Raw genomic sequence first — 21,764 nt, 5'->3', positions numbered from 1 at the left:
GTCCGCATGACCGTCATCGCCGCCGTGGTCTACCGCAACGGACAGCGTGACCGGGAACTGTCGTTCGACGAGGCGGCCGGCTGGGACCTGGCTGAGGGCGAGTTCGCCTGGATCGGCCTCTATGAGCCGAGCGCTGAAGAGCTGGGCCTGCTGAAGGCGCGGTTCAAGCTGCACCCGCTGGCGGTCGAGGACGCGCTGCAGGCCCACCAGCTGCCGAAGGTCGAGGCTTATGGCGACCAGCTGTTCGTCGTCGCGCGCACCGCGCGGCTGGACGACGAGGAGATCCACTACGGCGAGACCGCGATCTTCCTCGGCCCCAAGCACATCATCACCGTCCGCCACGGCTCGGTCCGCGCGCACACCCCGCTGCGCGGACAGCTGGAGGCCTCGCCGCAGCTTCTGAAGCACGGCGTCGACTACGTGCTGCACGGCGTCCTCGACTTCATCGTCGACGGCTACCTGCCGATCGTCGAGACGATCGAGGAGGAGGTGCTGGGGATGGAGCAGGAGATCTCCGAAAAGCCGCTGTCCCGCACCGACGTGCGGCGGATACTGCGCCTGCGCGGCGAACTGCTGCGCTTCCAGCGGATCCTCGGCCCCATGCGCGAGACCTGCAGCCGGATCCTGCACGTCGAGCTGCCCTGCATCGACGCGGAGGTGCGGCCCTATTTCCGCGACGTGCTCGACCACGTGCGCCGGGTCGAAGACATGGCCGAAGGCGCCCGCGAGATGTTGAGCTTCGTCTTCGAAGCGGGCGTGCTGCTGGAACAGCAGGGACAGACGGTGATCACCCGCAGGCTGGCGGCCTGGGCCGCGATCCTGGCGGTGCCGACCGCCATCGCCGGGGTCTATGGGATGAACTTCCGGTTCATGCCGGAACTCACCTGGCGGTACGGCTACTTCCTGGTGCTGGGCGCCATCGCCTTGATCTGCGGCGTCCTCTTCGGGCGGTTCCGACGCTCCGGCTGGCTCTGAGCGGCGGGCGACGGCGTCTTCGGCCGTCCCGCGCGTTCAGGGAGATATCGGCCCGGCCGAAGGAGGTGCGGATGCGTGTCGCGGTGTTCTCGACCAAGGCTTACGACCGCCGTTTCCTTGATGCGGCGAACCAGGCGTTCGACCACCAGCTCGACTATTTCGAGGCGCGGCTCGACGCCGCCTCGGCGCCGCTGGCGCGTGGCTATCCGGCGGTATGCGCCTTCGTCAACGACCGGCTCGACGCCGCCACCCTGGGCCAGCTGGCCGAAGGCGGGGTGCGGCTGGTGGCCCTGCGCTGCGCCGGCTTCAACAACGTCGACCTCGCCGCGGCGGAGGCGAAGGGCATCCTGGTGGTGCGGGTGCCGGCCTATTCCCCTGAGGCGGTCGCCGAATTCACCATCGCCCTGGTGCTGGCGCTGGAGCGCAACATCCCGCGCGCCTGGGCCCGCGTGCGGGAAAACAACTTCGCGCTCGACGGCCTGATCGGCCGAACGCTCGGCGGGCGGGTCGCCGGCGTGGTCGGCACCGGCCGGATCGGCGCGCGGGTTGCGCGCGCGCTGCGGCTGGGCTTTGGCTGCGAGGTGCTGGCCAGCGACGTGGTCGAGGATCCGGGGCTGGTCGAAGACGGCGTCCGCTATGTGCCGCTGCCGACCCTGCTCGCGAGCGCCGACGTCATCACCCTGCATTGTCCGCTGACCCCGGAGACGCGGCATCTGGTCAACGCCGCGGCGATCGCCGGGGCGCGGCCGGGGGTCGTGCTGGTGAACACCAGCCGCGGCGCGCTGATCGACACCGTCGCGCTGATCGAAGGTCTCAAGTCGCGCAAGATCGGCGGCGTCGCCCTGGACGTCTACGAGCAGGAGGCCGACCTGTTCTTCGAGGACCTGTCGAACGAGATCATCCAGGACGACGTCTTCCAGCGGCTGCTGACCTTCCCCAACGTCCTGATCACCGGCCACCAGGGCTTCCTCACCGAGGAGGCGTTGCAGGCGATCGCCGAGACGACGCTGCGGAGCCTGGCTGACGCCGAAGCCGGCCTCGCGCTCGTCAACGTGGTCACCGCCGCGCGGGTCGCCGGCGCCGAGCACATGGGCGCTGCGGCCGCGCGCTGACGGCCGCTCCCCGGTTGCTGGCGCGCGCTGGCTGCGGGTTTACCCGGAGGGCCAGCGTGACGGCTGCGCCTACTATCGCGGACGCCGGCGCCCGTCTGCGTGACGGCGCGTGGCTCCAATCGCGAGACGCAACCATGATGAGCTTGGTCGTTGGCGTCGCCGCTGCGCTGTTGCAGGCCGGCGGCGGGCCGCTGCAGGGCGCCTGGCGGGTGACCTGCGACGTCGCCGCGTCGCCCGTGCAGCAGGAGCCGCGCCAGCCCCGCGTGTTTCGGCTCGCGCCGCGCACGCTGCAGGAATGGAGCCCGGTCTCGAAAGACTTCGGCCCGAACCTGTGCGGCGTCTTCGTCTGCACCACCGACGGCGGGCGGCTGGAGGGGACGATCACCACAGCCTCGATGATCCTGACGATCGCCGCCGATCCGGCCGCCCGCCAGGCGACCTGGCGGATCAAGGGCGCATCCGCCAGCGGCCGATCGAGCGGCGCGTGCACCATGGAGCCGGAACGCTCGCAGCCGAACGCCGCGCCGCCCGGCGAGTGATGTTCCGGCCGCAGAGCGATATCGACGCGCCCACCTTGAAGCGGGGTCTGCGGACCCTGACCGTCGAAGCCGTCTTCTCGTCGACCTGCGACGCGATCATGGCCGGCACGATCATGACGGCGTTCGCCCTGTACCTCGGGGCGCGGCCGGCGCAGGTCGGGATCCTCACCGCGATCGCCTTCTGGGGGCAACTGCTGCAAGGGCCGGCGGTGCTGCTGGTCGAGCGGCTGCGCACGCGCAAGCGGATCGCCGTGGTCGGCAGCCTGATCTCCGCCCTGGCGCCGGCCGTGGTCGCGGCGCTGGCTTTCTCCGACGCCACGCCGGCGGCGCGCTACGCCGTCGCCGCAGCCGTCGGCCTCTACTGCGGAGCCAGCGCCTTCGCCGGCTGCGCCTGGAACGCCTGGACCCGCGATCTCGTGGCCGACGACATCCGCGGCCGCTTCACCGCCCGGCGCTCCCGGCTGGCGATCTTCGCCAAGGTGGTCATCAGCCTGCTGGCGGCGCTGGCGCTCGATGTCGCCGGCGCGCAGCGGGACTCCAGCGCGGTGGTCTTCGCCGGCCTGTTCATCCTGGCCTTCGTCGCGCAATTGCTCAGCGCCATGACGCTGGCGCGGGCGCCCGAACCGACCATGCCGCCGGCGCCGCCGAAACCGGCCAGGCTGGTCGAGCTGCTGCGCGGCCCGCTGCACGACGCCAGCTTCCGTCCGCTGGTCCGCTTCACCGCGAGCTGGCAGTTCGCGGTGAACCTCGCCCAGCCTTTCTTCACGGTGTTTCTGCTGCAGCAGCTGGGCTTCACCGTCACCTTCGTGATGGTCCTGACGATCGTCAGCCAGCTGGCCAACCTCTGGGCGTTGAAGCGCTGGGGGCCGCTGGCCGACCGGTACGGCGCCAAGTCGGTGCTCAACGTCGCTGCGCCGACCTACATCGTCTGCATCGCCGCGATGATCGGCGCCTCGCAGCTCGGCGCGAACTGGCTTGGCGTCGTGTACCTCGTGGTGGTGCATCTGGTCATGGGCGTGTCGGGCGCCGGCGTCACCCTGGGGTCGGCGAGCATCGCGCTCGACCTCTCGCCGGCCGGGGCCGCGGCGCCCTACCTGGCGCTCAACGCCCTGATCTCTTCGGCCGTCGCCGGGGTGGCGCCGGTGCTCGGTGGCCTCGGCGCGGAGTTCTTCGAGGCGCGTCGCGTCGCCCTGGTGCTCGAGTGGGCGGGGCCGCGGATCCGCGGCGATCTCCTGGGCGTGCACCTGACGGGCTGGGATTTTTACTTCCTGTTCTCGGCGCTGTGGGGACTCTACGCGCTGCATCGCCTGACCTTGGTGCGGGTCGAGGGCGAGGTCCCCCGCAGCGAGATGGTCCAGCAAATCCTGGCTCAGGCCCGCGCGCGCTTCGCCCGCCCGCCGGCGGTGGGCGCCGCCGACCCGCCGGAGGAGGTCTCGGCCGACCTTATGGCGGCCGAGAATGAACCGAGCCCGTCGAAATCCGTCGTCGGATAGCGTAGAAACCCGCCGCAAACCGGACCACGCTTGCCGCTCGGGGAGATTTCTTGGGTTTTCAGTCGCATAGGCTCTCCGTCGCGCCGATGATGGACTGGACGGACCGGCATTGCCGGATGCTGCACCGGCAGCTGTCGGCGCGCGCGCTGCTCTACACCGAGATGCTGACGACCGGCGCGGTGCTGCACGGCGACCGCGCGCGGCTGCTGGCGTTCGACGCCGGCGAGCATCCGGTGGCGCTGCAGCTCGGCGGCTCGGAGCCGGCGGATCTGGCGGCCGCGGCGCGGATCGGCGAGGCCGAGGGCTACGACGAGATCAACCTCAATGTCGGCTGTCCGTCGGACCGGGTGCAGTCCGGCCGCTTCGGCGCCTGCCTGATGCGCGAGCCGCAGCTGGTCGCCGAGGGCATGGCCGAGATCATCGCCGCGGTGAAGGTCCCGGCGACGGTGAAATGCCGGATCGGCGTCGACGACCAGGAAGCGGCGGAGAGCCTGTTCACCCTGGTCGACCTCTGCGCCCAGGCCGGCGTGCGCCGGTTCATCGTCCATGCGCGCAAGGCCTGGCTGAAGGGGCTGTCGCCGAAGGAGAACCGCGACGTCCCGCCGCTCGACTATCCGCTGGTCTGGCGGCTGAAGGCCGAGCGCCCGGAACTGGTGATCGACATCAACGGCGGGATCGCCGACCTCGACGCGACCGAGGCGCAGCTCGAACACGTCGACGGGGTGATGCTGGGCCGCGCCGCCTATCACACGCCCGCCCTGCTGGGCGAGGTCGACGCGCGGATCTTCGGCGAGGGGACGCGGGTCGATCCGCTGGAGGCCGTCGAGCGCTACCGGCCCTATGTCGCCGGCGAGCTGGCGCGCGGGACCCACCTGGCGGCGATGACCCGGCACATGCTGGGGCTGTTCCACGGCCGGCCCGGCGCGCGGGCTTGGCGGCGGACCTTGACGGTCGAGGGCGTGAAGCCGGGGGCCGGGCTCGAGGTGATCGACCGCGCGCTGGCGGCGATGGCGGCGTCAGGGCCGCAGGAAGAGCGCCTGCCGCGTGGCCTGGAAGCTGGAGAGGCGGCCTAGGTAGCTCATCCCCAGCAGGGAGGCGTCGAGGCCCTTTTCGATGACCACGGCGTCGACGTCGTCGAGCCGCGCGCCGGCGATGGTGATCGAGGCGAGCTTGACCGAGGCGGCCCGCGCCCGGCCGCCGGCGGTGACGACGCTGTAGCCGTACTTCAGGGTCTTCAGATCAAAGCCGAGCCGCTCGGCGTCGGCCGGGGTGAGCGCCACCGCCGTCGCGCCGGTGTCGACCAGGAAGCGCACGCGCGCGCCGTCGTTGACGGCGCCCTCGGCCCAGAAGTGGCCGTCGCTGGCCTTCATCACCGCGCCGCCTTGAACCGGCGCGATCGCGGCGTGGGTCCGGTCGCGGCTTTCGACGGTGGCGGCGCGCAGGGCCGGCCGATGCTCGGCGAGCAGCACGACGGCCTCGGCCGAGCCCACCGCGGACGCGGCGGCGGCCAGGGCGACGATCGCGAACCGAAGCTTGTCAGCCAACTGGGTCTCCACCCGTCGCGGTCCGCTTGGGGACCCGTTAGGAGGCGAAGCTTAGGGCCGCGGTTCTTTGCAAGCGATGAACGGGGAGGGGCTAGGCGGCGCCCAGCTTCTCCGGGGCGATCCGGCCGCGCCGGGCGGGCAGCTCGTCCATGATCGCCGTACGGGCCGCGTCGCCCAGCTTCGCCCAACCGGCGATCTCGGGCAGCGCGCGGAAGCAGCCGAGGCACAGGCCGCTGTCGTCGTCGATGGCGCACACCTGGACGCAGGGCGTCCGGATCGGTCGGGGTGGGCCGGGAGCGGGCATAGCCGGTGGATGCCTGCGCGGCGGGAAGATTACAAGCCGTTTATGTATGATCGTGAACTCTGTGTAATGTTTCGTAAGTTTAATCTCAGGTTGGCGTTCATTACTCCCATTTCATTTGAGTTGTATTCGTTGTGGGGTCAGGTTCCCGCCAGGACGAAGTCTTGGACTGGGAGAGAGATCGTGAACATTCCTGCAGTTGCGCTTGCGAGCCTGACCCTAGCTTCTGCCGGCGCCGCCTACGCCGCGCCCATTACCGACGTCGATTATCTCAAGGCCAGCCGCTGTCGCGGCATCGCGACCGGCCTCGGCGCCGACACCACGGCGATCAACGCCTATCTGAAGCGCGCCCAGCCGGGCCGGAGCCCCGCCGTCCTCACCCGGGCCGACGAAGAGTTCGCCAAGGCCAAGCGGCAGGGCAAGGGCGACGACGGCAAGGCGCGGCTGCAGGCCGAGCTCGCCGGTCCCTGCGCGGCCTACACGGCGATGGCGTAGCCGCCGCCCTTCTGTTCCACCCCCGCACTGACTAGACGCGCCGGTTCCCCCCGACCGGCGCGTCCTTTTTCTTGCCAGGCGCGCCGCTGGAACCCACCTTCGCCGCAGGGGCTTTCCGTTAAGCGCGTGGGGCTCGAGCCCTCGCCCGACGAGCGCGAGGATCACACGTCGCATGGCGGTCTTTCGACCCGGGAGCACCTGTTGGCGCACCGCTAGCGCCGGGCGCGCGGCGTTCCTGATCGACAACGAAGCCTATTTTACCGCGCTGTTCGACGCCCTGCAGAAGGCGCGTCGCTCAATCCTGCTGCTGGGCTGGGGGTTCGATCCGCGGACCCGGCTGTTTCCGGACGGCTACGACGGCCCGGACGATCCCGACGAGGTCGGCCGTATCCTGGTCGAGCTGGCGCGCGCCCGCCCGGAGCTCGACATCCGGCTGCTGATCTGGAAGTCGGCGTTGCCGATCAGCGCCAGCCAGGAGTTCTTTCCGCACAAGGCGCGTAAGTTCTTCCGCAACACCCCGGTGAAGTTCCGCCTGGACGACGCCGTGCCGTTCGGCGCCTGCCATCACCAGAAGGTGCTGGTGGTCGACGACAAGCTGGCGTTTTGCGGCGGCGGCGACATCTCGGTCGATCGCTGGGACAGCCCGGCGCACAAGGACTTCGACCGCCGCCGGATGATGCCCAAACAGGAGTGCCACGACCCGCGGCACGAGGTGATGATGATGGTCGACGGCGCGGCCGCCCGCGCGCTCGGCGACCTGGCGCGCGAACGCTGGCTGCGCGCCACCGGCGACGTGGTCGCGCCGCCGCCGGCGGTGGACGGCGATCCCTGGCCCAGCCACGTGCCGGCGCAGCTGCACGGCGCCGAGATCGCCATCGCCCGCACCGAGCCGGCGTGGAAGGGCCGGCCGATGGTCGACGAGATCCTGCAGTTGACGCTCAGCTGCATCGCCGAGGCCCGGACGACCATCTATCTGGAGAACCAGTACTTCACCTCGCCGATCATCGCCGAGGCGCTGGCGGCGCGGCTGGCCGAGCCCGACGGGCCGGAGGTGGTGCTGGTCTCGACCGGCCACGCGCCCAGCTGGTTCGACCACATGACCATGGACCGCGCCCGCGGGGCGATGATCTGGCGGCTGCGCGCGGCCGACGTCTTCGGCCGGTTCCGGGCGCTGTGGCCGGCGACCTGGGGCGGCGAGACCATCATCGTCCACTCGAAGGTGACGGTGATCGACGACCGCATCGCCCGCGTCGGTTCGGCCAACCTCAACAACCGGTCCGGCGGCTTCGACACCGAGTGCGAACTGGGCATCGAGGCGGCCGACAACGCGACCCGGGTGCAGATCGAGGTGTTCCGGGACCGGCTGGTCGGCCATTTCATGGGCCACACCGGCGACGCCGTGGCCAAGGCGCGGGCGAAGCTCGGCGGCCTGGTCCCGGCGATCGACGCACTCAACCGCGAGCGCCGCCTGATGCCGATCGATCCGCCGCGGACCACCCGGTTCGGCGACTTCATCACCCACCACCACCTCGGCGACCCGCAGGACACCCGCGACGCCTGGCGGCCCGGCCGGCGGCGCGAGCGGCTCTACCGCGAAGCTCGGGCGCTGATTGGCCAGCCGGCGGTCGGCGTCAGGCCTTGACCTCGAAGTCCATCACCAGCGGCAGGTGATCCGAGGCGAGGCGGGTCAGCGGGTCAAACGGCGCGAACACGTCGCGCACGACGATCTCCGGACTGACGAACACATGGTCGATGCGCAGCACCGGCAGCGGCGAGGGGAAGGTCGAGCTGGACTGGCGGGTCGGGGCCAGCCGCCGCGCCGCCGCCAGCTTGGCGGTCAGCGTGCGGTAGACGATCGAGGTGCCGGTCGCGTTGAAGTCGCCCAGCAGGATCCTCGGGCCCGTGCAGCACGGATGGTCGAGCCACGCCGGCCCGGCCAGGAAGGCCGCCTGCAGCCGCTGCTCGCGCGGCACCAGGCCCAGGTGGGTGTTGATCACCTGCACCGGCTTGCCGGCGATCTCGACCTCCAGCCACAGCGCGCCGCGCGGCTCCAGCTGCGGCAGCCGCGGGTGGCCGGGCAGCGGGCCGGTCTGGATCAGCCGCTCGGGATAGGCGCTGAGGATGGCGTCGCCGTAGAGCTCCTTCTCGACCCGCATGGCGGGGTGGAAGTGGCAGGCCATCTCCAGCCGCTCGGCGATCTCGGTCGCCTGGTCGACGTGGTTGGTCCGGGCCCGGCCGACGTCGAGTTCCTGCAGGGCGACGATGTCCGGCTCCAGCTGGGCGAGCACGTCGGCCACCCGCGCCACGTCAAGCTGCCGATCGTTCCCGACGCAGCGGTGCACGTTGTAGGTCACGATGCGGGGCATGCAATGCTGACCTGTGCCGGCCTCCGCCCCCCAACGCAAGCTTCGCTGCAAGCGTTCCCCGTCGCCAGTCGCCGCCATCGCCTTTATGACGGGGGCATGGAGTTGATCGACGCGCCTTCCCCCAACTTCGACGCGCGCACCGCGCCGCCGGACATGATCGTGCTGCACTACACCGGCATGGAGAGCGGCCAGGCCGCGCTCGACCGGCTGCGCGATCCCACGGCCAAGGTCTCGTCCCACTACCTGGTCGAGGAGGACGGGCGGGTCTTCCGCATGGTGCCGGAGGAGCGGCGCGCCTGGCACGCCGGGGTGTCGTTCTGGAAGGGCCAGCAGGACGTCAACGGCGCCTCGATCGGCATCGAGATCGTCAATCCCGGCCACGAGTTCGGCTATCGCGCCTTTCCCGAGGCGCAGATCGCTGCGCTGATCGAGCTGCTCGACGATATCCGCGGCCGCTGGATGATCGCCGACAGCCGGATCGTCGGCCATTCGGACGTGGCGCCGGACCGCAAGGTCGATCCGGGCGAGCTGTTTCCCTGGCGCCGGCTGGCCGAGGCCGGCCACGGCCTGTGGGTCGACGTGCCGGCCGCGCCCGGGGCGGCGCTGTGCGAAGGCGAGGCCGGGGCCGGGGTCTTCGCCCTGCAGGCCGGGCTGACCCGCTTGGGCTACGCCTGCGCGCCGTCCGGCGAGTTCGAGCCCAGGACCGCCTGCATCATCCGCGCCTTCCAGCGCCACTGGCGTCCCGCCCTGGTCGACGGGATCGCCGACGGCGAGACCCGCGCCCGGCTGATCGCCCTGCTCAAGCTGGCGGCGTGAGCGCGCCAGCGGTCGAGCGCGACGCCGCGGCGATGATCGCGGCGCTGCAGCTGGCGGCGCATCCCGAGGGCGGCTGGTACCGCGAGACCTGGCGCGCCACGGCGAGCCTGGCCGGCGGCCGCGCCGCGGCGACCACCATCCTGTTCTTGCTGGAGGCCGGCCAGCGGTCCCATTGGCACCGCGTCGACGCCGGCGAGATGTGGCTGTTCCAGGCCGGCGCGCCGCTGGCGCTCTCTGTCGCCGCGGCCGAGGGCGGCCCGGCCGAGATGGTGACGCTCGGCCCCGATCCGCTCGGCGGCCAGACGCCGCAGCACCTGGTTCCGCCGGGCGCGTGGCAATCGGCGCAAGCCGCCGCGGACGGCTGGACCCTGGTCGCCTGCGTCGTCGCCCCGGGCTTCGAGTTCACTGGCTTCGAGCTGGCCCCGCCGGGGTGGGAGCCCGCCTAGGTCGCGTCGGTCGGTTCGAACCGCAGCACGCCGGCCAGCCGCGGCCGCTCGCCGGGCGGCAGGTCGCTGGGGTGATGCACCCCGTCGTTGACCGGCACTTCGGCGAAGTCGAACGGGCTGACGCCTTCCAGGCAGGCGGCGTTGACCCCGTACTCGCGCGGGTTCGAGCGCCGCTGGTGGTGGGTGTAGATCCCGCAGCGGGCGCAGAAGAAGTGCCGGGCGACGCCGGTGTTGAAGCGGTACTCGGTGAGGTGCTCCTCGCCGGCGAGGATGCGCAAGCCGTCGAGCTCCGCCGTCAGCGCGACCGCGCCGCGCATTCGGCACATCGAGCAGTTGCAGCGCCGCGGCTTGTTCAGGCCGTCGCGGAGCTTCACTTCGAACTGCACGGCTCCGCAATGGCAGCGGCCGCACATCGCGACGTCGTCAGGCATGGCGATGCTCCGATGGTCAGCAGGTTGGCCAGGATGTGGGCGTGGACTGCGCATTCCGCCAGCAGGTCTTCGAGCTCTGCCTTTGCGAGCGGCGATTTTGTTGCCTGGCAGTGTTGGCGCTGTTTACGTGAGCGGTTGCTCGCCGACTGCTAAAGATGATCTTTCGGTGTGAATTTTTACGTTATAAATCAATTAGATTGTTGTTAGGATTCAATCGCGATCGTCCGCCCGTTCTGAGTTCTTCGGGGTGGATGACTTGCGTATCCGGGATCGTGTGTTTGGCGTCGTGGCTGTGCCGCTGGCCGGCCTGCTCATTTTTGGCGGACTGCTGCTGACGGAGACCTGGTCGCGCTATGCGGCCGCCGAACAGGTCGCGCTGTTCTCCCGCGTCGCGGTGTCCGCAGGCGAGGCGATCCACGAACTGCAGAAGGAGCGCGGCGCGACCGCGCTGCACCTGGGCTCCGGCCGCACGGCCGGGCGCGAGGCGATGGTCGCCCAGCGCGCGGCGGCGGACCAGGCGGCGGCCCGGCTGCGCGGCGAGCTGAAGGCGCTCGACCTGCAGGGCGCGCCGGCGGCGCAGGCCCGCGCGATCGGCGACCTGCTGGCCGAGCTCGACCAACTGGCCGGGTTCCGCGAGGCGGTGGACGCCGGCCGCGCCGACGGCAAGCGGTCGCTGGCCTTCTACACCGGCCTGATCGGCCGCGGCCTGCAGCTCGACGAGAACCTGGCGCGCTCGGCCGCCGACCCGGACATCGCCCGCGCGCTGGTGGTCTACGTCGACCTGGTCGCCGGCAAGGAGTTCGCCGGCCGCGAGCGGGCGATCGGTGCGAGCAACCTGACGCAGCCGCGCTTCACGGCGGAAGGTTGGGCCGCCTGGACCCCGCTGGAGGGGCGGCAGGAAGGGCTGTTCTCCGCCGTCGAACGCTACGGCGCGCCGGCGCAGATCGAGCGTTGGCGGACGGTCGCTTCTTCGCCCGAGGCGGGCCGGGTCAAAGCCTTGCGCGAGCAGATCAAGGCCTTCGAGGCGGGGACGCCCGGGGCGCCGCAGGTCGCGCCGGCGGAGTGGTTCGCCGCGACCACGGCGCGGATCAACAAGCTGCATGAGCTGGAGAACCGCTATGGCGGCGAGATCGGCGCGGCGGCGCAGGCCGCCCGCAGCGCGGCGCTGGCGGCGCTGCGGCTTCAGCTCGCGCTGGCCTTCGCCGCCGCCCTGGCGGCGCTGGCCGCGGTGGCGATGCTGGTGCGCTCGATCACTCGGCCGCTCGCCGGCCTGACCGGCGACCTCGGGCGGCTGGCCGCCGGCGAGGCCGATCTGCAGATCAGCGCCCGCGGCCGGCGCGACGAACTGGGCGAGATCGCCCGCGCCATCGGCGAGGTGCGCGACGTCACTGCCGCGCGGATCGAGGCCGATTTCGCCGCCCGGGCCGAAACCGAGCGCCGCGAGGCGGCGCTGATGGCCGAGCGCCAAGCCGAGCGCGAGGCGGTCGCCGCCGAACAAGCCCGGGTCGTGGCCAGCCTGGCCCAGGGCCTCGAGCGGCTCGCGCGTCGGGACCTCGCGGCCAGCCTGGAGCAGAGCTTCTCGGCCGATTTCGAACAGCTGCGGGCCGACTTCAACGAGGCCGCCCAGGCGCTGCGCGCGACCATCGGCTCGGTCGCCGAGGCGACCGACAAGATCTCCAGCGGCGCGGCGGAAATCGCCGTCGCCAGCGACGACCTGGCCCGCCGCAGCGAGCAGCAGGCCGCCAGTCTGGAGGAGACCGCTGCGGCGCTTGATCAGATCACCACGGCGGTGCGGGGCGCGGCCGGCAACGCCTCGCAGGCGGCCGCGACGGTCCAGGCGGCGCGGGAGGAGGCCGAGCGCTCGCGGCGGGTGCTCGACGAGACCGTCGACGCCATGGGTCAGATTGAGGCCTCGTCGGGTCAGATCGGCCAGATCATTGGGGTGATCGACGAGATCGCCTTCCAGACCAACCTGCTGGCGTTGAACGCCGGGGTCGAGGCGGCGCGCGCCGGCGAGGCCGGGAAGGGCTTCGCCGTCGTCGCCCAGGAGGTCCGCGCGCTGGCCCAGCGCTCGGCCGAGGCGGCCCGGGAGATCAAGGCGCTGATCGCCGGCAGCGCCGGTCAAGTCGAGCGCGGCGTGCGGCTGGTCGGCGAGACCGGCGGGGCGCTGACCTCGATCATCACCCGGGTCGAGGCGATCAGCGGCCTGGTCGGCCAGATCGCGGCCTCGGCGGCGGAGGAGGCGAGCGGCCTGGTGCAGGTCAACAGCGCCATCTCGGCGATGGACCAGGTGACCCAGCAGAACGCCGCCATGGTCGAGGAGGCGACCGCCGCGGCCGCCGCGCTGAGCCTGGAGGCGCAGCGGCTCGCCGATCTGGTCGGCGTCTTCAACCTCGGCCGCGCGGGCGAGCGCGCCGGGGGGCCGCAGCGCGTCCAACCGGTCCGGCTGGCGGCCGGCTTCTGAGGAAATCCAGCTTCGCTTGACGCGGCGAGGGGCAGTCGCCACTTTCCGCGCGGATCAGACGGCTGGGCGGTCGCGGGCGCGCAAGCGTTCGAGGAAAGTCCGGGCTCCACGACGACATGGCGGCGGGTAACGCCCGCCGGGGGCGACCCCAGGGATAGCGCCACAGAAAGGAAACCGCCGGCGTCCGCGCCGGTAAGGGTGAAAGGGTGCGGTAAGAGCGCACCGCGTCCTTGGTAACAAGGGCGGCATGGCAAGCCCCGCCAGGAGCAAGACCGAATAGGGATCCCGCGCCCGGGCGACCGGGTAGAGCCGTCGTTGGCTTGAGGGATCCGGGTAGGTCGCGAGAACCGGCCCGCGAGGGTCGGTCCAGAGGAATGGCCGCCGCGTCCGACGTTTCGGCGTCGGGCGGCACAGAACCCGGCTTACAGGCCGTCTGATCCGCAATCTCTTCCGTCCGCTTCTACCTCCCCCGAGCAACGGGGGAGGGGGACCGCCCGCCGCAGAGCGGGCGGTGGAGGGGGGCAAGCCGCAACCGCGGCGTCGCCGCTTCGCCTTTTCATCCTCCGCTTTCGCAGTGGCGTAGCATTGCGCGCCGCTCGCCCCCTCCCCCGCGCTCTTCGGCGCGTGGTCCCCCTCCCGCCGCTTCGCGGTGGAGGAAGGGCCTGCGGCTGGGATCGAATGACACTGGGAAGTCTGTGGGCGTGGCTTTGCGCTCTTATCCGGCGACGCCGCTGATCGAAGAGGCCAATCGGTCGCGCGGCCGCCCTCTGCGCCGTCGAAATCTGGGACGCGGCTGACACTCGCGTTGGGACGCGCTGACACCTGCAACCCGGGCGATTAACGCGTTCTGTGTACGTTCTGTGGATAAGTACTTCGCATTAACTTCGAGTCTAGGCGGGTTCTTTGATTTGGCCCGATTCAGCCCCTTGGAGTCATTGTGTCCCAATTCGTCCCATGTTAACCCATTATCCATCGTCAGTTGCAGGTCAGGGGCGGCTCTGCGGCGGAGATGATGGGGCGGTCCGGGCTTTCCGGCCGCGAGCAGGGGCCAGGGCGAGATGTTTCTCTCGACCTTTGAGAAACAACTGGACGCCAAGCGGCGCATCGTCGTGCCGCAGGAATTCCGCGCCCTCGCGGCTGGGCCGTTCGACGGCGTGTTCTGCTTCCCCTCGATCGAGGCCGACTGCATCGAAGGCGGCGGCAAGGCCCTGTTCGACCGCTACATCGGCGTGATCGAGGAGCTGGAGTTCGGCGACCCGCTGCGCACGGCGCTGGAGACGTCGGTGCTCGGCGGCATGGCCAAGCTCAGCTTCGACACCGCCGGCCGCATCACCCTGCCCGAAAGCCTTTGCGACATGTTCGGCCTCACCGACTGGGTGGTGGTCGTCGGCCTCGGCGACCGGTTCCAGATCTGGTCGCGCGACGCCTTCCAGGCCCACCGCGCCGCCCAGCGCGACCTCGCCCGCGAAGGGCTCGCCCAACTGCGCGCCCAGCAGCGCGCCGCTCGCCTCGGAGGCGCGGCATGAGCACGATGTCCCCCACCGAATCCGCCCCGTTCGCCGAGGGCGCCTTCCCGGTGATGCGGTGCCGGCGCTACCTGTTCGACCGCGCCGACTTCCAGGATGATCCGCGCGCGCCGCTCGGCGCCCCCGCGGCCCCCGACCGTTCTACGCTCAGCCCTTCGCCGATCGGGGCGGACGGCGGCCTGGAGCGCGAACAATGAGCGCGGCCCCCCACAAGTCCGTTCTGCTCGACGAGGTGCTCGCTGCGATGAAGCCCGTCGCGGGCGAGACCGTGGTCGACGGCACCTTCGGCGCGGGCGGCTACACCCGCGGCTTCCTGGCCGCCGGCGCCAGCGTCATCGCCTTCGACCGCGATCCGACCGCCGCGCGCTTCGCCGCGGACCTGCCGGCCGACCGCTTCCGCCTGGTCCAGGAGCGCTTCTCGGAGATGGCCGAGGTCGTCGGCGAGGGCGCGGTCGACGCCGTGGCGCTCGACTTGGGCGTCTCCTCGATGCAGCTGGACGAGGCCGAGCGCGGCTTCTCCTTCATGCGCGACGGCCCGCTCGACATGCGCATGAGCGACGAGGGGCCGACCGCGGCCGACCTCGTCAACACCGCCGAGCCCTTCGAGCTGGCGCGGATCATCTACGTCTACGGCGAGGAGCGGCAGAGCCGGCGGATCGCCGGGGCCATCGCCCGGCGTCGGGTCGAGCAGCCGTTCACCCGCACCCTGGAGCTCGCCGACTTCATCGAGAAGGCGCTCGGCGGACGACGCGGGGCCAAGGTCCATCCGGCCACCCGGTCGTTCCAGGCGCTGCGCATCGCCGTCAACGAGGAACTCGCCGAGCTCGAGGCCGGCCTGGTCGCCGCCGAGCGGTCGCTGAAGGTCGGCGGCCGCCTCTGCGTCGTTACGTTCCATTCGCTCGAAGACAGAATCGTGAAGAATTTTCTGACGGTGCGAGCGGGCAGAACGCCGGCGGGCTCGCGCCATGCGCCGCCGCTCGCCGCTGGCGCGCCGCCGAGCTTCCAGCTGCTGTTCAACGGCGCCCAAGCGCCGACGGAGGCGGAAGTCGAAGCCAATCCGCGCGCGCGTTCGGCGAAGCTTCGGGCTGCGGTGCGCACCGCCGCGCCCGTCTGGAAGGATTAGGCATGAGCCTGCTCGATCGGAGGGTCCGCGGTTTCCGCCTGGTCGACCTGGTCGCCGCGGGCCTGCTCGTCGTGCTGGTGTTCGGCGTCTACCTCGCCAAGACCATGGCCGGCCGCGAGCGCGTCGAGATCGCCCGGGTCGAACGCCAGATCCGCGAGGAGAAGGCGCGCATCCGCCTGCTGCAGGCCGAGGTCGCGCACCTCGAGGAGCCGGCGCGGCTGGAACACCTGTCGGTCGCCTACCTCGGCCTGGCCCCGGTCTCGATCAAGCGCGACGTCAACGCCGACGGCCTGGCCGACATCGCCCGCACCGCCGCCAACACCGGCCGCCTGCCGGATCACGGCATGCCGGCGGCGCCGCACGCGCCGCTGGGCATCGACCCGACCCGTCCGGTTCCCGAGCCTGCGCCCAAGCCAGAGGCTGACGCGGAATGAGCCTCGGCCTGCAGTCCTTCGGCGCCGAGACCGTCTCGCGCTGGCTCACGCGCACCATGTGGCGGCTGGAGCACGCCTTCGAGCGCGCCCGCGCCTCCGACAAGCCGCAGGACGACACGCGGATCCGCATCTTCTTCGTCGGCGCCCTGTTCGCCGCCGGCTTCATCACTCTGGCGATGGGGGCGACGCGGGCGGCGCTGTTCAACGACGTCGGCCGCAGCGAAGGCTACGCCCCGCCGATCAGCGCGGCGCGCGCCGACCTCGTCGACCGCCACGGCGAACTGCTGGCCGCCGACCTGCTGCACTACGGCCTCTACATCGACCCGCGGGAGATCTGGGACGCGGCCGAGACCCGCCGGGCGCTGCGCAAGGCGCTGCCGGACGTCGCGGCCGAGCGGCTGGAGCGCGCGCTGCGCGGCAATCGGCGGACCTTCCTGGTCGGCGGCCTGACGCCCGAGACCCGCAAGCGGGTCTATGAGCTCGGCCTGCCGGGCGTCAGCTTCGAGCCGGAGGAGAAGCGGGTCTATCCGCTGGGCTACACCGGCGCTCACCTGATCGGCTTCGTCGATTCCGGCGGCCAGGGCCTGGCCGGCGCCGAGGCCGCGTTCAACGACGAGATCCACAAGGCCGCCGCCGCCGGCCAAACCGCCCAGCTGTCGATGGACCTGCGCGTGCAGGCCGCGGCCGAGGACGAGCTCTACAAGGGCGTCGCCAAGTTCCGCCCGAAGGGCGCGGTGGCGCTGGTGGTCAACGTCCACACCGGCGAGATCCTGGCTCTGGCCAACTATCCGACCTTCGACCCGAACAAGCCGGGCGCCGCCAGCCTCGACGCGCGCCTCAACCGCGGCGCGGCGGCGATCTACGAGATGGGTTCGACCTTCAAGGGCTTCACCGTCGCCGCGGGTCTCGACAGCGGCGTCGCCACGCCGATGTCGACCTTCGACGCGCGCCAGCCGTTCCAGCTCGGCTACCGGACGATCCACGACTATCACGCGACCCATAAGGTGCTGAACCTGGTCGAGGTGTTCCAGCACTCGTCCAACATCGGCACGGCGATCCTGGCGGAGTCGGTCGGCGTCGAGCGGCTGGCGGCCTATTTCAAGGCGTTCGGCCTCACCGAGCCGGCCAAGGTGGAGCTGCTCGAGACCGCCCGGCCGCTGACGCCGAAGGTGTGGGACCAGGACGCCATCGCCTCGACCTCGTTCGGCCACGGGATGAACGTCAGCCCGCTGGCGATCGCCCGCGCCTACTCGGGCCTGCTGAACGGCGGCAAGCTGATCCCGCTGACGATCCGCAAGACCCCGGCGGACTATCGGCCGCAGGGGCCGCAGATCGTCCAGCCGCGCACCACCGAGACCCTGCTGCAGATCATGCGGGCCAACGTCACCGGCGGCTCCGGCAAGTCGGCGAACGTCTCCGGCCTCAACGTCGGCGGCAAGACCGGCACCGGCGAGAAGTACGATCCGGCGATCCGCGGCTATTCGACCTCGAAGCAGGTCTCGTCGTTCGCCGCGGTGTTCCCGACCGACGGGCCGCTGGATGCGACGCGCTACTTCGTGCTGGTGCTGATGGACGAGCCGAAGACCGACGCCAGCGGCGCGCGGCCGACCGGCGGCATCGTCGCCGCCCCGGTCGCTGGCAAGATTATCGAGCGCATCGCCCCGTTCGTCGGTATCGAGCGCCGCATGGACACCGCCCCGTTCACCGAAATCGTCGCTGGCCCGAACGACGCGAGGGAAGAGCATTGAGCCCGCGTCTCTCCGAGCTTGTGAAGCGCGACCTAGCCGCCGATCCGGCGATCGCCGGCGTCACCGCCGACAGCCGCAAGGTGCGGCCGGGTTTCCTGTTCGCCGCCCTGCCGGGCTCGAAGGTTGACGGGACCGGCTTCGCCGCCAAGGCCGTGGAGCAGGGCGCGTCCGCGGTGATCGCCAGCCGGGATCTCGGCCTCTCGGTCCCGACCATCGTCACGCCGGATCCGCGCCGCGCCTATGCGCTGGCGGCCTCCGCCTTCCACGGCGCCCAGCCGCCGACCGTGGTCGCCGTCACCGGCACCAACGGCAAGACCTCGGTCGCCAACTTCTGCCGCCAGATCTTCGTCAGCGCGGGCCTGAAGGCCGGCAGCATGGGCACGCTCGGCGTGCGGCTGAGCGGGCCGGGCGGCTTCGACGAGCAGGTCACCCCGCCGGGCTTGACCACTCCGGACGCCGCCGACGTCGCCGAACTGATGGCCGACGCGGCCGCCCGCGGCGTCACCCACTTCGCCATGGAGGCCTCCTCCCACGGCGTCGACCAGCGCCGGCTGGACGGCGTGCGGCTGACCGCGGCGGGCTTCCTGAACCTGACCCAGGACCACCTCGACTATCACGGCACCATGGGTGTTTACCGCGCGGCCAAGCTGCGGCTGTTCGAGACCCTGCTGCCGCGCGGCGCGACCGCCGTCCTGAACGCCGATTCCGACGCCTACGACGCCTTCGCCGCCGCCGCGGTGACCGCCGGCCAGACGGTGGTCAGCGTCGGCGAGACCGGCCAGGGGATCCGGCTGGTCGAGCGCAGCCTGCTGCCCGAGGGCCAGCGGCTCCGGCTCGAGCTGGACGGCCGCGCCTATGAGCTGGCCCTGCCGCTCGCCGGCGGCTTCCAGGCCTCCAACGCCCTGGTGGCCGCGGGCCTCTGCCTCGCCGGCGGCCTGACGATCGAGCAGACGCTGGAAGGCCTCGAGACGCTGGAAGGCGCGCCGGGGCGTTTGCAGCGGGTTGGAGCTGGGCCGCGCGGGGGCGAGGCCTACGTCGACTACGCCCACACCCCGGACGGGCTGGAGACGGTGTTGAAGGCGCTGCGCCCGCACGTCCAAGGCAAGCTGATCGTGGTGTTCGGCGCCGGCGGCGATCGTGATCGCGGGAAGCGGCCGCTGATGGGCCGCGTCGCGGCCGACTTCGCCGACGTGGCGATCGTCACCGATGACAATCCGCGCTCGGAGAACCCGGCGCTGATCCGCGCCGAGGTGCTGGCCGGGGCCCGCGGAGCCAAGGAGATCGGCGACCGGCGCGAGGCGATCCGCGCCGCCGCCGGCCTGCTGGGCGAGGGCGACGTGCTGGTGATCGCCGGCAAAGGACATGAACAGGGCCAGATCGTGGGCGGCGTGACCCATCCTTTCGACGACGTGGCGGAGACCGCCCAGGCGCTGGAACTCGCCCATGGCTGAGCCGCTCTGGACCGCAGAAGAGATCGTCCGCGCGACGGGCGGCGTCGGCGTAGGTAACGGCTTCGCCGCGACCGGCGTCTCGATCGACACGCGCTCGATCGAGCCCGGCGACCTGTTCGTCGCCCTGGCCGGAGTGCGCGACGGTCACGAGTTCGTCGCCCAGGCGATGGCCAGCGGCGCGGCCGGCGCGCTGGTCACCCGCGACGTGGGCGCGCCAGGCGTGGTCGTCGGCGACGCGCTGACGGCGCTGGAGCAACTGGGCCAGGCCGCGCGCGAGCGGGCGCCGCAGGCCCGCCGCGGGGCGATCACCGGCTCGGTCGGCAAGACCAGCGTCACCCAGGCGGTGATGGCCGGGCTGAGCCTGGCCGGCCGGGCGCACTCGTCGGTGAAATCCTACAACAACCACATCGGCGTGCCGCTGACGCTGGCGCGGATGCCGCGCGACACGGAGCGCGCGGTGTTCGAGATCGGCATGAACCATGCCGACGAGATCCGCCCGCTCGCCCGGATGGTCCGGCCGCACGCCGCGGTGATCACCACCGTCGGCCCGGTGCACACCGAGAACTTCCCGGACGGCGAGGCGGGCGTCGCCCGCGCCAAGGCCGAGGTCTTCGCGGGCCTCGAGCCCGGCGGCATCGCCGTGCTGAACGCCGACAACCGCTGGTTCGACTTCCTGCAGGCCGAGGCCCGGACGGCCGGGGCGATCGTCCGCACTTTCGGGACCGGCGAGGGCTGCGACGCGCGGCTGCTCGACTTCCAGGCCGCCAGCGGCGCGGCGACGCTCAAGGCCCAGGTCGACGGCCGGGCGCTCGACTTCCCGATCCTGCAGACCGGGCAGCACTGGGGCCTGAACTCCATGGCCGTGCTGCTGATGCTGCAGGCGCTGGACGTCGACCTCAGCCACAGCCTTGCGGCGCTCGGCGCCTTCGAGCCGCTGGCCGGCCGCGGGGCGGAGAAGACGGTGCGGATCGCCGGCGGGGCCTTCACCCTGATCGACGAGAGCTACAACGCCAACCCGATCTCGATGGGCTCGGCGATCGCCACCCTGGGCGCGCGCAAGGCGGGCGGGCGGCGCATTGTCGCGCTCACCGACATGCTGGAGCTGGGCGACGAGGCGGCCCGCTTCCACGCCGCCCTCGCAGAGCCGCTGGACGCGGCCGCGATCGACCTCGTCTTCTGCGCCGGACCCCTGATGAAATCGCTCTGGGACGCCCTTCCGCCGACTCGGCGGGGCGGGTACGCCGAGACAGCGGCCGAGCTAGCGCCGCAAGTCGCCCGGGCCGCAGAGCCCGGCGACGTGGTGATGGTGAAAGGGTCCAACGGGTCGAAGGCGGGCGCTGTCGCAACTGCGCTGGCGCAGCTCGACTCCGTGGGCGGGGAGTCTGGGCGATGATCTACTGGCTCTATGAGCAGCTGGCGGCGGGCGGGCACGTGCCCGGCCTGAACGTCATCCGCTACATCACCTTCCGAAGCGGCATGGCGCTGTTCACCGCCCAGCTGGTGGTTATGCTGATGGGGTCGCGCTTCATCGGCTGGATGCGCGCCAAGCAGGGCAAGGGCCAGCCGATCCGCAAGGAAGGCATCGAGCGCCACATCATCGAGAAGGCCGGCACCCCGACCATGGGCGGGGTGATGATCCTCGCCGGCCTGATCGTCGGCACCCTGCTGTGGGCCGACCTGCGCAACGTCTACATCTGGGCGGTGCTGCTGGTGACCACCGGCTACGGCGTGCTGGGTTTCCTCGACGACTACGCCAAGGTCACCAAGCAGACGACGGCGGGCCTCTCCAGCTTTGCGCGCCTGGCGATCGAGGCGGGCCTCGCCATCGCGGCGATCCTGATGATCATCGTCTTCGCCGAGAAGCCGCCGCAGGACGGCGACCTGCTGACCTCGGTGGTGTTCCCGCTGGTCAAGCAGCTGGTGGTGGATTTCGGCTGGTTCTACCTGCTGTTCGGCGCCTTCGTGATCGTCGGCGCGGCCAATGCGGTGAACTTCACCGACGGCCTCGACGGGCTGGCGACGGTGCCGGTGATGATCGCCTCGGCGGCGTTCGGCTTCATCGCCTACCTGGTCGGCAACTACGTCTTCGCCAAGTACCTGCAGCTGCAGTTCGTCCCCGGCGTCGGCGAGATCGCGGTCTTCTGCAGCGCGCTGATCGGCGCCGGCATGGGCTTCCTCTGGTACAACGCGCCGCCCGCACGGATCTTCATGGGCGACACCGGCTCGCTGGCGCTGGGCGGAGCGGTCGGCTCGATCGCCGTCGCCACCCGCCACGAGATCGTGCTGGCGGTGATCGGCGGCCTGTTCGTCGCCGAGACCCTGTCGGTCGTGATCCAGGTCGCCTGGTTCAAGCGCACCGGCCGCCGGGTGTTCCTAATGGCCCCGATCCACCACCACTTCGAAAAGCTCGGCTGGTCGGAGTCGACCGTCGTGATCCGGTTCTGGATCGTCTCGCTGATGCTGGCCATCCTCGGCCTGGCCACGCTGAAGCTGCGATAGG

At 71.3% G+C, this 21,764-nt stretch carries 22 protein-coding genes and 1 other RNA gene; 19 read left to right on the top strand and 4 right to left on the bottom strand.

Annotated elements, in window-relative coordinates; translation table 11 throughout:
- The first annotated feature begins 6 nt into the window (after positions 1–6).
- The 5 genes from corA to dusA all read left to right on the top strand — a co-directional run bounded on the left by corA (position 7) and on the right by dusA (position 5,192).
- Entirely contained in the window at positions 7–975 is a 969-nt protein-coding gene (gene corA, locus ACSQ14_RS14065; RefSeq protein ID WP_436013785.1) for a magnesium/cobalt transporter CorA, read from the top strand.
- A 71-nt stretch (positions 976–1,046) separates the two neighbouring features.
- Positions 1,047–2,087: a 2-hydroxyacid dehydrogenase gene (locus ACSQ14_RS14060; protein ID WP_436013783.1), complete on the top strand. Its 1,041-nt coding sequence runs from the start codon at positions 1,047–1,049 to the stop codon at positions 2,085–2,087.
- A 137-nt stretch (positions 2,088–2,224) separates the two neighbouring features.
- Entirely contained in the window at positions 2,225–2,626 is a 402-nt protein-coding gene (locus ACSQ14_RS14055; protein ID WP_436013781.1) for a hypothetical protein, read from the top strand.
- 35 nt (positions 2,627–2,661) lie between these two features.
- Positions 2,662–4,119, top strand: a complete 1,458-nt coding sequence (locus ACSQ14_RS14050; protein WP_436013779.1) for an MFS transporter — start codon at positions 2,662–2,664, stop codon at positions 4,117–4,119.
- A gap of 50 nt (positions 4,120–4,169) precedes the next feature.
- A complete protein-coding gene (gene dusA, locus ACSQ14_RS14045; protein ID WP_436013777.1) occupies positions 4,170–5,192 on the top strand; it encodes a tRNA dihydrouridine(20/20a) synthase DusA in 1,023 nt (340 codons plus the stop codon).
- On the opposite strand, the gene ACSQ14_RS14040 is transcribed toward dusA, so the two are convergent.
- Both ACSQ14_RS14040 and ACSQ14_RS14035 read right to left on the bottom strand, forming a co-directional pair.
- Positions 5,136–5,663: a TIGR02281 family clan AA aspartic protease gene (locus ACSQ14_RS14040; RefSeq protein ID WP_436013775.1), complete on the bottom strand. Its 528-nt coding sequence runs from the start codon at positions 5,661–5,663 to the stop codon at positions 5,136–5,138. The genes dusA and ACSQ14_RS14040 overlap by 57 nt on opposite strands.
- A gap of 91 nt (positions 5,664–5,754) precedes the next feature.
- Positions 5,755–5,967, bottom strand: a complete 213-nt coding sequence (locus ACSQ14_RS14035; protein WP_436013773.1) for a DUF1289 domain-containing protein — start codon at positions 5,965–5,967, stop codon at positions 5,755–5,757.
- Positions 5,968–6,147: 180 nt separating this feature from the next.
- Here ACSQ14_RS14035 and ACSQ14_RS14030 point away from each other — a divergent pair, with 180 nt between their 5' ends.
- Together ACSQ14_RS14030 and ACSQ14_RS14025 are read left to right on the top strand one after the other, a co-directional pair.
- Positions 6,148–6,459, top strand: coding sequence for a hypothetical protein (locus ACSQ14_RS14030; protein WP_436013771.1), 312 nt, complete (start codon positions 6,148–6,150; stop codon positions 6,457–6,459).
- Between the two features lie 172 nt (positions 6,460–6,631).
- Positions 6,632–8,101: a phospholipase D-like domain-containing protein gene (locus ACSQ14_RS14025; RefSeq protein WP_436013769.1), complete on the top strand. Its 1,470-nt coding sequence runs from the start codon at positions 6,632–6,634 to the stop codon at positions 8,099–8,101.
- Here the strand turns inward: ACSQ14_RS14025 and ACSQ14_RS14020 are convergent.
- The gene (locus ACSQ14_RS14020; RefSeq protein WP_436013767.1) at positions 8,091–8,825 is read right to left on the bottom strand and encodes an endonuclease/exonuclease/phosphatase family protein; all 735 of its coding nucleotides are present in this window, start codon (positions 8,823–8,825) and stop codon (positions 8,091–8,093) included. The two genes, ACSQ14_RS14025 and ACSQ14_RS14020, sit on opposite strands and share 11 nt — an antisense overlap.
- A 96-nt stretch (positions 8,826–8,921) precedes the next feature.
- Between ACSQ14_RS14020 and ACSQ14_RS14015 the strand changes: the two genes are divergently transcribed.
- Complete coding sequence (locus ACSQ14_RS14015) at positions 8,922–9,641, top strand: peptidoglycan recognition protein family protein (protein ID WP_436013765.1); 720 nt, start codon at positions 8,922–8,924, stop codon at positions 9,639–9,641.
- Positions 9,638–10,087: a cupin domain-containing protein gene (locus ACSQ14_RS14010; protein WP_436013763.1), complete on the top strand. Its 450-nt coding sequence runs from the start codon at positions 9,638–9,640 to the stop codon at positions 10,085–10,087. The genes ACSQ14_RS14015 and ACSQ14_RS14010 overlap by 4 nt, the downstream gene beginning before the upstream one ends.
- On the opposite strand, the gene ACSQ14_RS14005 is transcribed toward ACSQ14_RS14010, so the two are convergent.
- Positions 10,084–10,518: a GFA family protein gene (locus tag ACSQ14_RS14005; RefSeq protein WP_436013761.1), complete on the bottom strand. Its 435-nt coding sequence runs from the start codon at positions 10,516–10,518 to the stop codon at positions 10,084–10,086. The two genes, ACSQ14_RS14010 and ACSQ14_RS14005, sit on opposite strands and share 4 nt — an antisense overlap.
- 286 nt (positions 10,519–10,804) lie before the next feature.
- Here ACSQ14_RS14005 and ACSQ14_RS14000 point away from each other — a divergent pair, with 286 nt between their 5' ends.
- The 10 genes from ACSQ14_RS14000 (at position 10,805) to mraY (ending at position 21,763) form a co-directional block, all read left to right on the top strand.
- Complete coding sequence (locus ACSQ14_RS14000; protein WP_436013759.1) at positions 10,805–12,982, top strand: nitrate- and nitrite sensing domain-containing protein; 2,178 nt, start codon at positions 10,805–10,807, stop codon at positions 12,980–12,982.
- A 54-nt stretch (positions 12,983–13,036) separates the two neighbouring features.
- Positions 13,037–13,423, top strand: an RNA gene (gene rnpB, locus ACSQ14_RS13995) — RNase P RNA component class A.
- A gap of 617 nt (positions 13,424–14,040) precedes the next feature.
- Positions 14,041–14,508, top strand: coding sequence for a division/cell wall cluster transcriptional repressor MraZ (locus tag ACSQ14_RS13990; protein ID WP_436013757.1), 468 nt, complete (start codon positions 14,041–14,043; stop codon positions 14,506–14,508).
- Positions 14,505–14,705, top strand: coding sequence for a hypothetical protein (locus ACSQ14_RS13985; RefSeq protein WP_436013755.1), 201 nt, complete (start codon positions 14,505–14,507; stop codon positions 14,703–14,705). Before ACSQ14_RS13990 ends, ACSQ14_RS13985 begins: the two co-directional genes overlap by 4 nt.
- Entirely contained in the window at positions 14,702–15,631 is a 930-nt protein-coding gene (gene rsmH, locus ACSQ14_RS13980; RefSeq protein WP_436013753.1) for a 16S rRNA (cytosine(1402)-N(4))-methyltransferase RsmH, read from the top strand. The genes ACSQ14_RS13985 and rsmH overlap by 4 nt, the downstream gene beginning before the upstream one ends.
- 2 nt (positions 15,632–15,633) lie before the next feature.
- Positions 15,634–16,065 (top strand): cell division protein FtsL, encoded by a 432-nt coding sequence (ftsL, locus tag ACSQ14_RS13975; RefSeq protein ID WP_436013751.1) that lies wholly within the window; start codon positions 15,634–15,636, stop codon positions 16,063–16,065.
- Positions 16,062–17,813: a peptidoglycan D,D-transpeptidase FtsI family protein gene (locus ACSQ14_RS13970; RefSeq protein WP_436013749.1), complete on the top strand. Its 1,752-nt coding sequence runs from the start codon at positions 16,062–16,064 to the stop codon at positions 17,811–17,813. Before ftsL ends, ACSQ14_RS13970 begins: the two co-directional genes overlap by 4 nt.
- Positions 17,810–19,264 (top strand): UDP-N-acetylmuramoyl-L-alanyl-D-glutamate--2,6-diaminopimelate ligase, encoded by a 1,455-nt coding sequence (locus tag ACSQ14_RS13965; RefSeq protein ID WP_436013747.1) that lies wholly within the window; start codon positions 17,810–17,812, stop codon positions 19,262–19,264. Before ACSQ14_RS13970 ends, ACSQ14_RS13965 begins: the two co-directional genes overlap by 4 nt.
- On the top strand, positions 19,257–20,657 hold the full coding sequence (locus tag ACSQ14_RS13960; RefSeq protein ID WP_436013745.1) for a UDP-N-acetylmuramoyl-tripeptide--D-alanyl-D-alanine ligase: 1,401 nt from the start codon (positions 19,257–19,259) through the stop codon (positions 20,655–20,657). Before ACSQ14_RS13965 ends, ACSQ14_RS13960 begins: the two co-directional genes overlap by 8 nt.
- Positions 20,654–21,763, top strand: a complete 1,110-nt coding sequence (gene mraY / locus ACSQ14_RS13955; protein ID WP_436013743.1) for a phospho-N-acetylmuramoyl-pentapeptide-transferase — start codon at positions 20,654–20,656, stop codon at positions 21,761–21,763. Before ACSQ14_RS13960 ends, mraY begins: the two co-directional genes overlap by 4 nt.
- The last annotated feature ends 1 nt before the right edge of the window (position 21,764 follow it).

This window comes from Phenylobacterium sp. LjRoot219 (assembly GCF_964252995.1).
Lineage (GTDB): Bacteria > Pseudomonadota > Alphaproteobacteria > Caulobacterales > Caulobacteraceae > Phenylobacterium.
The sequence above is the reverse complement of the archived record's forward strand: the minus strand, read 5'-3'. Positions and strand labels throughout refer to the sequence as shown.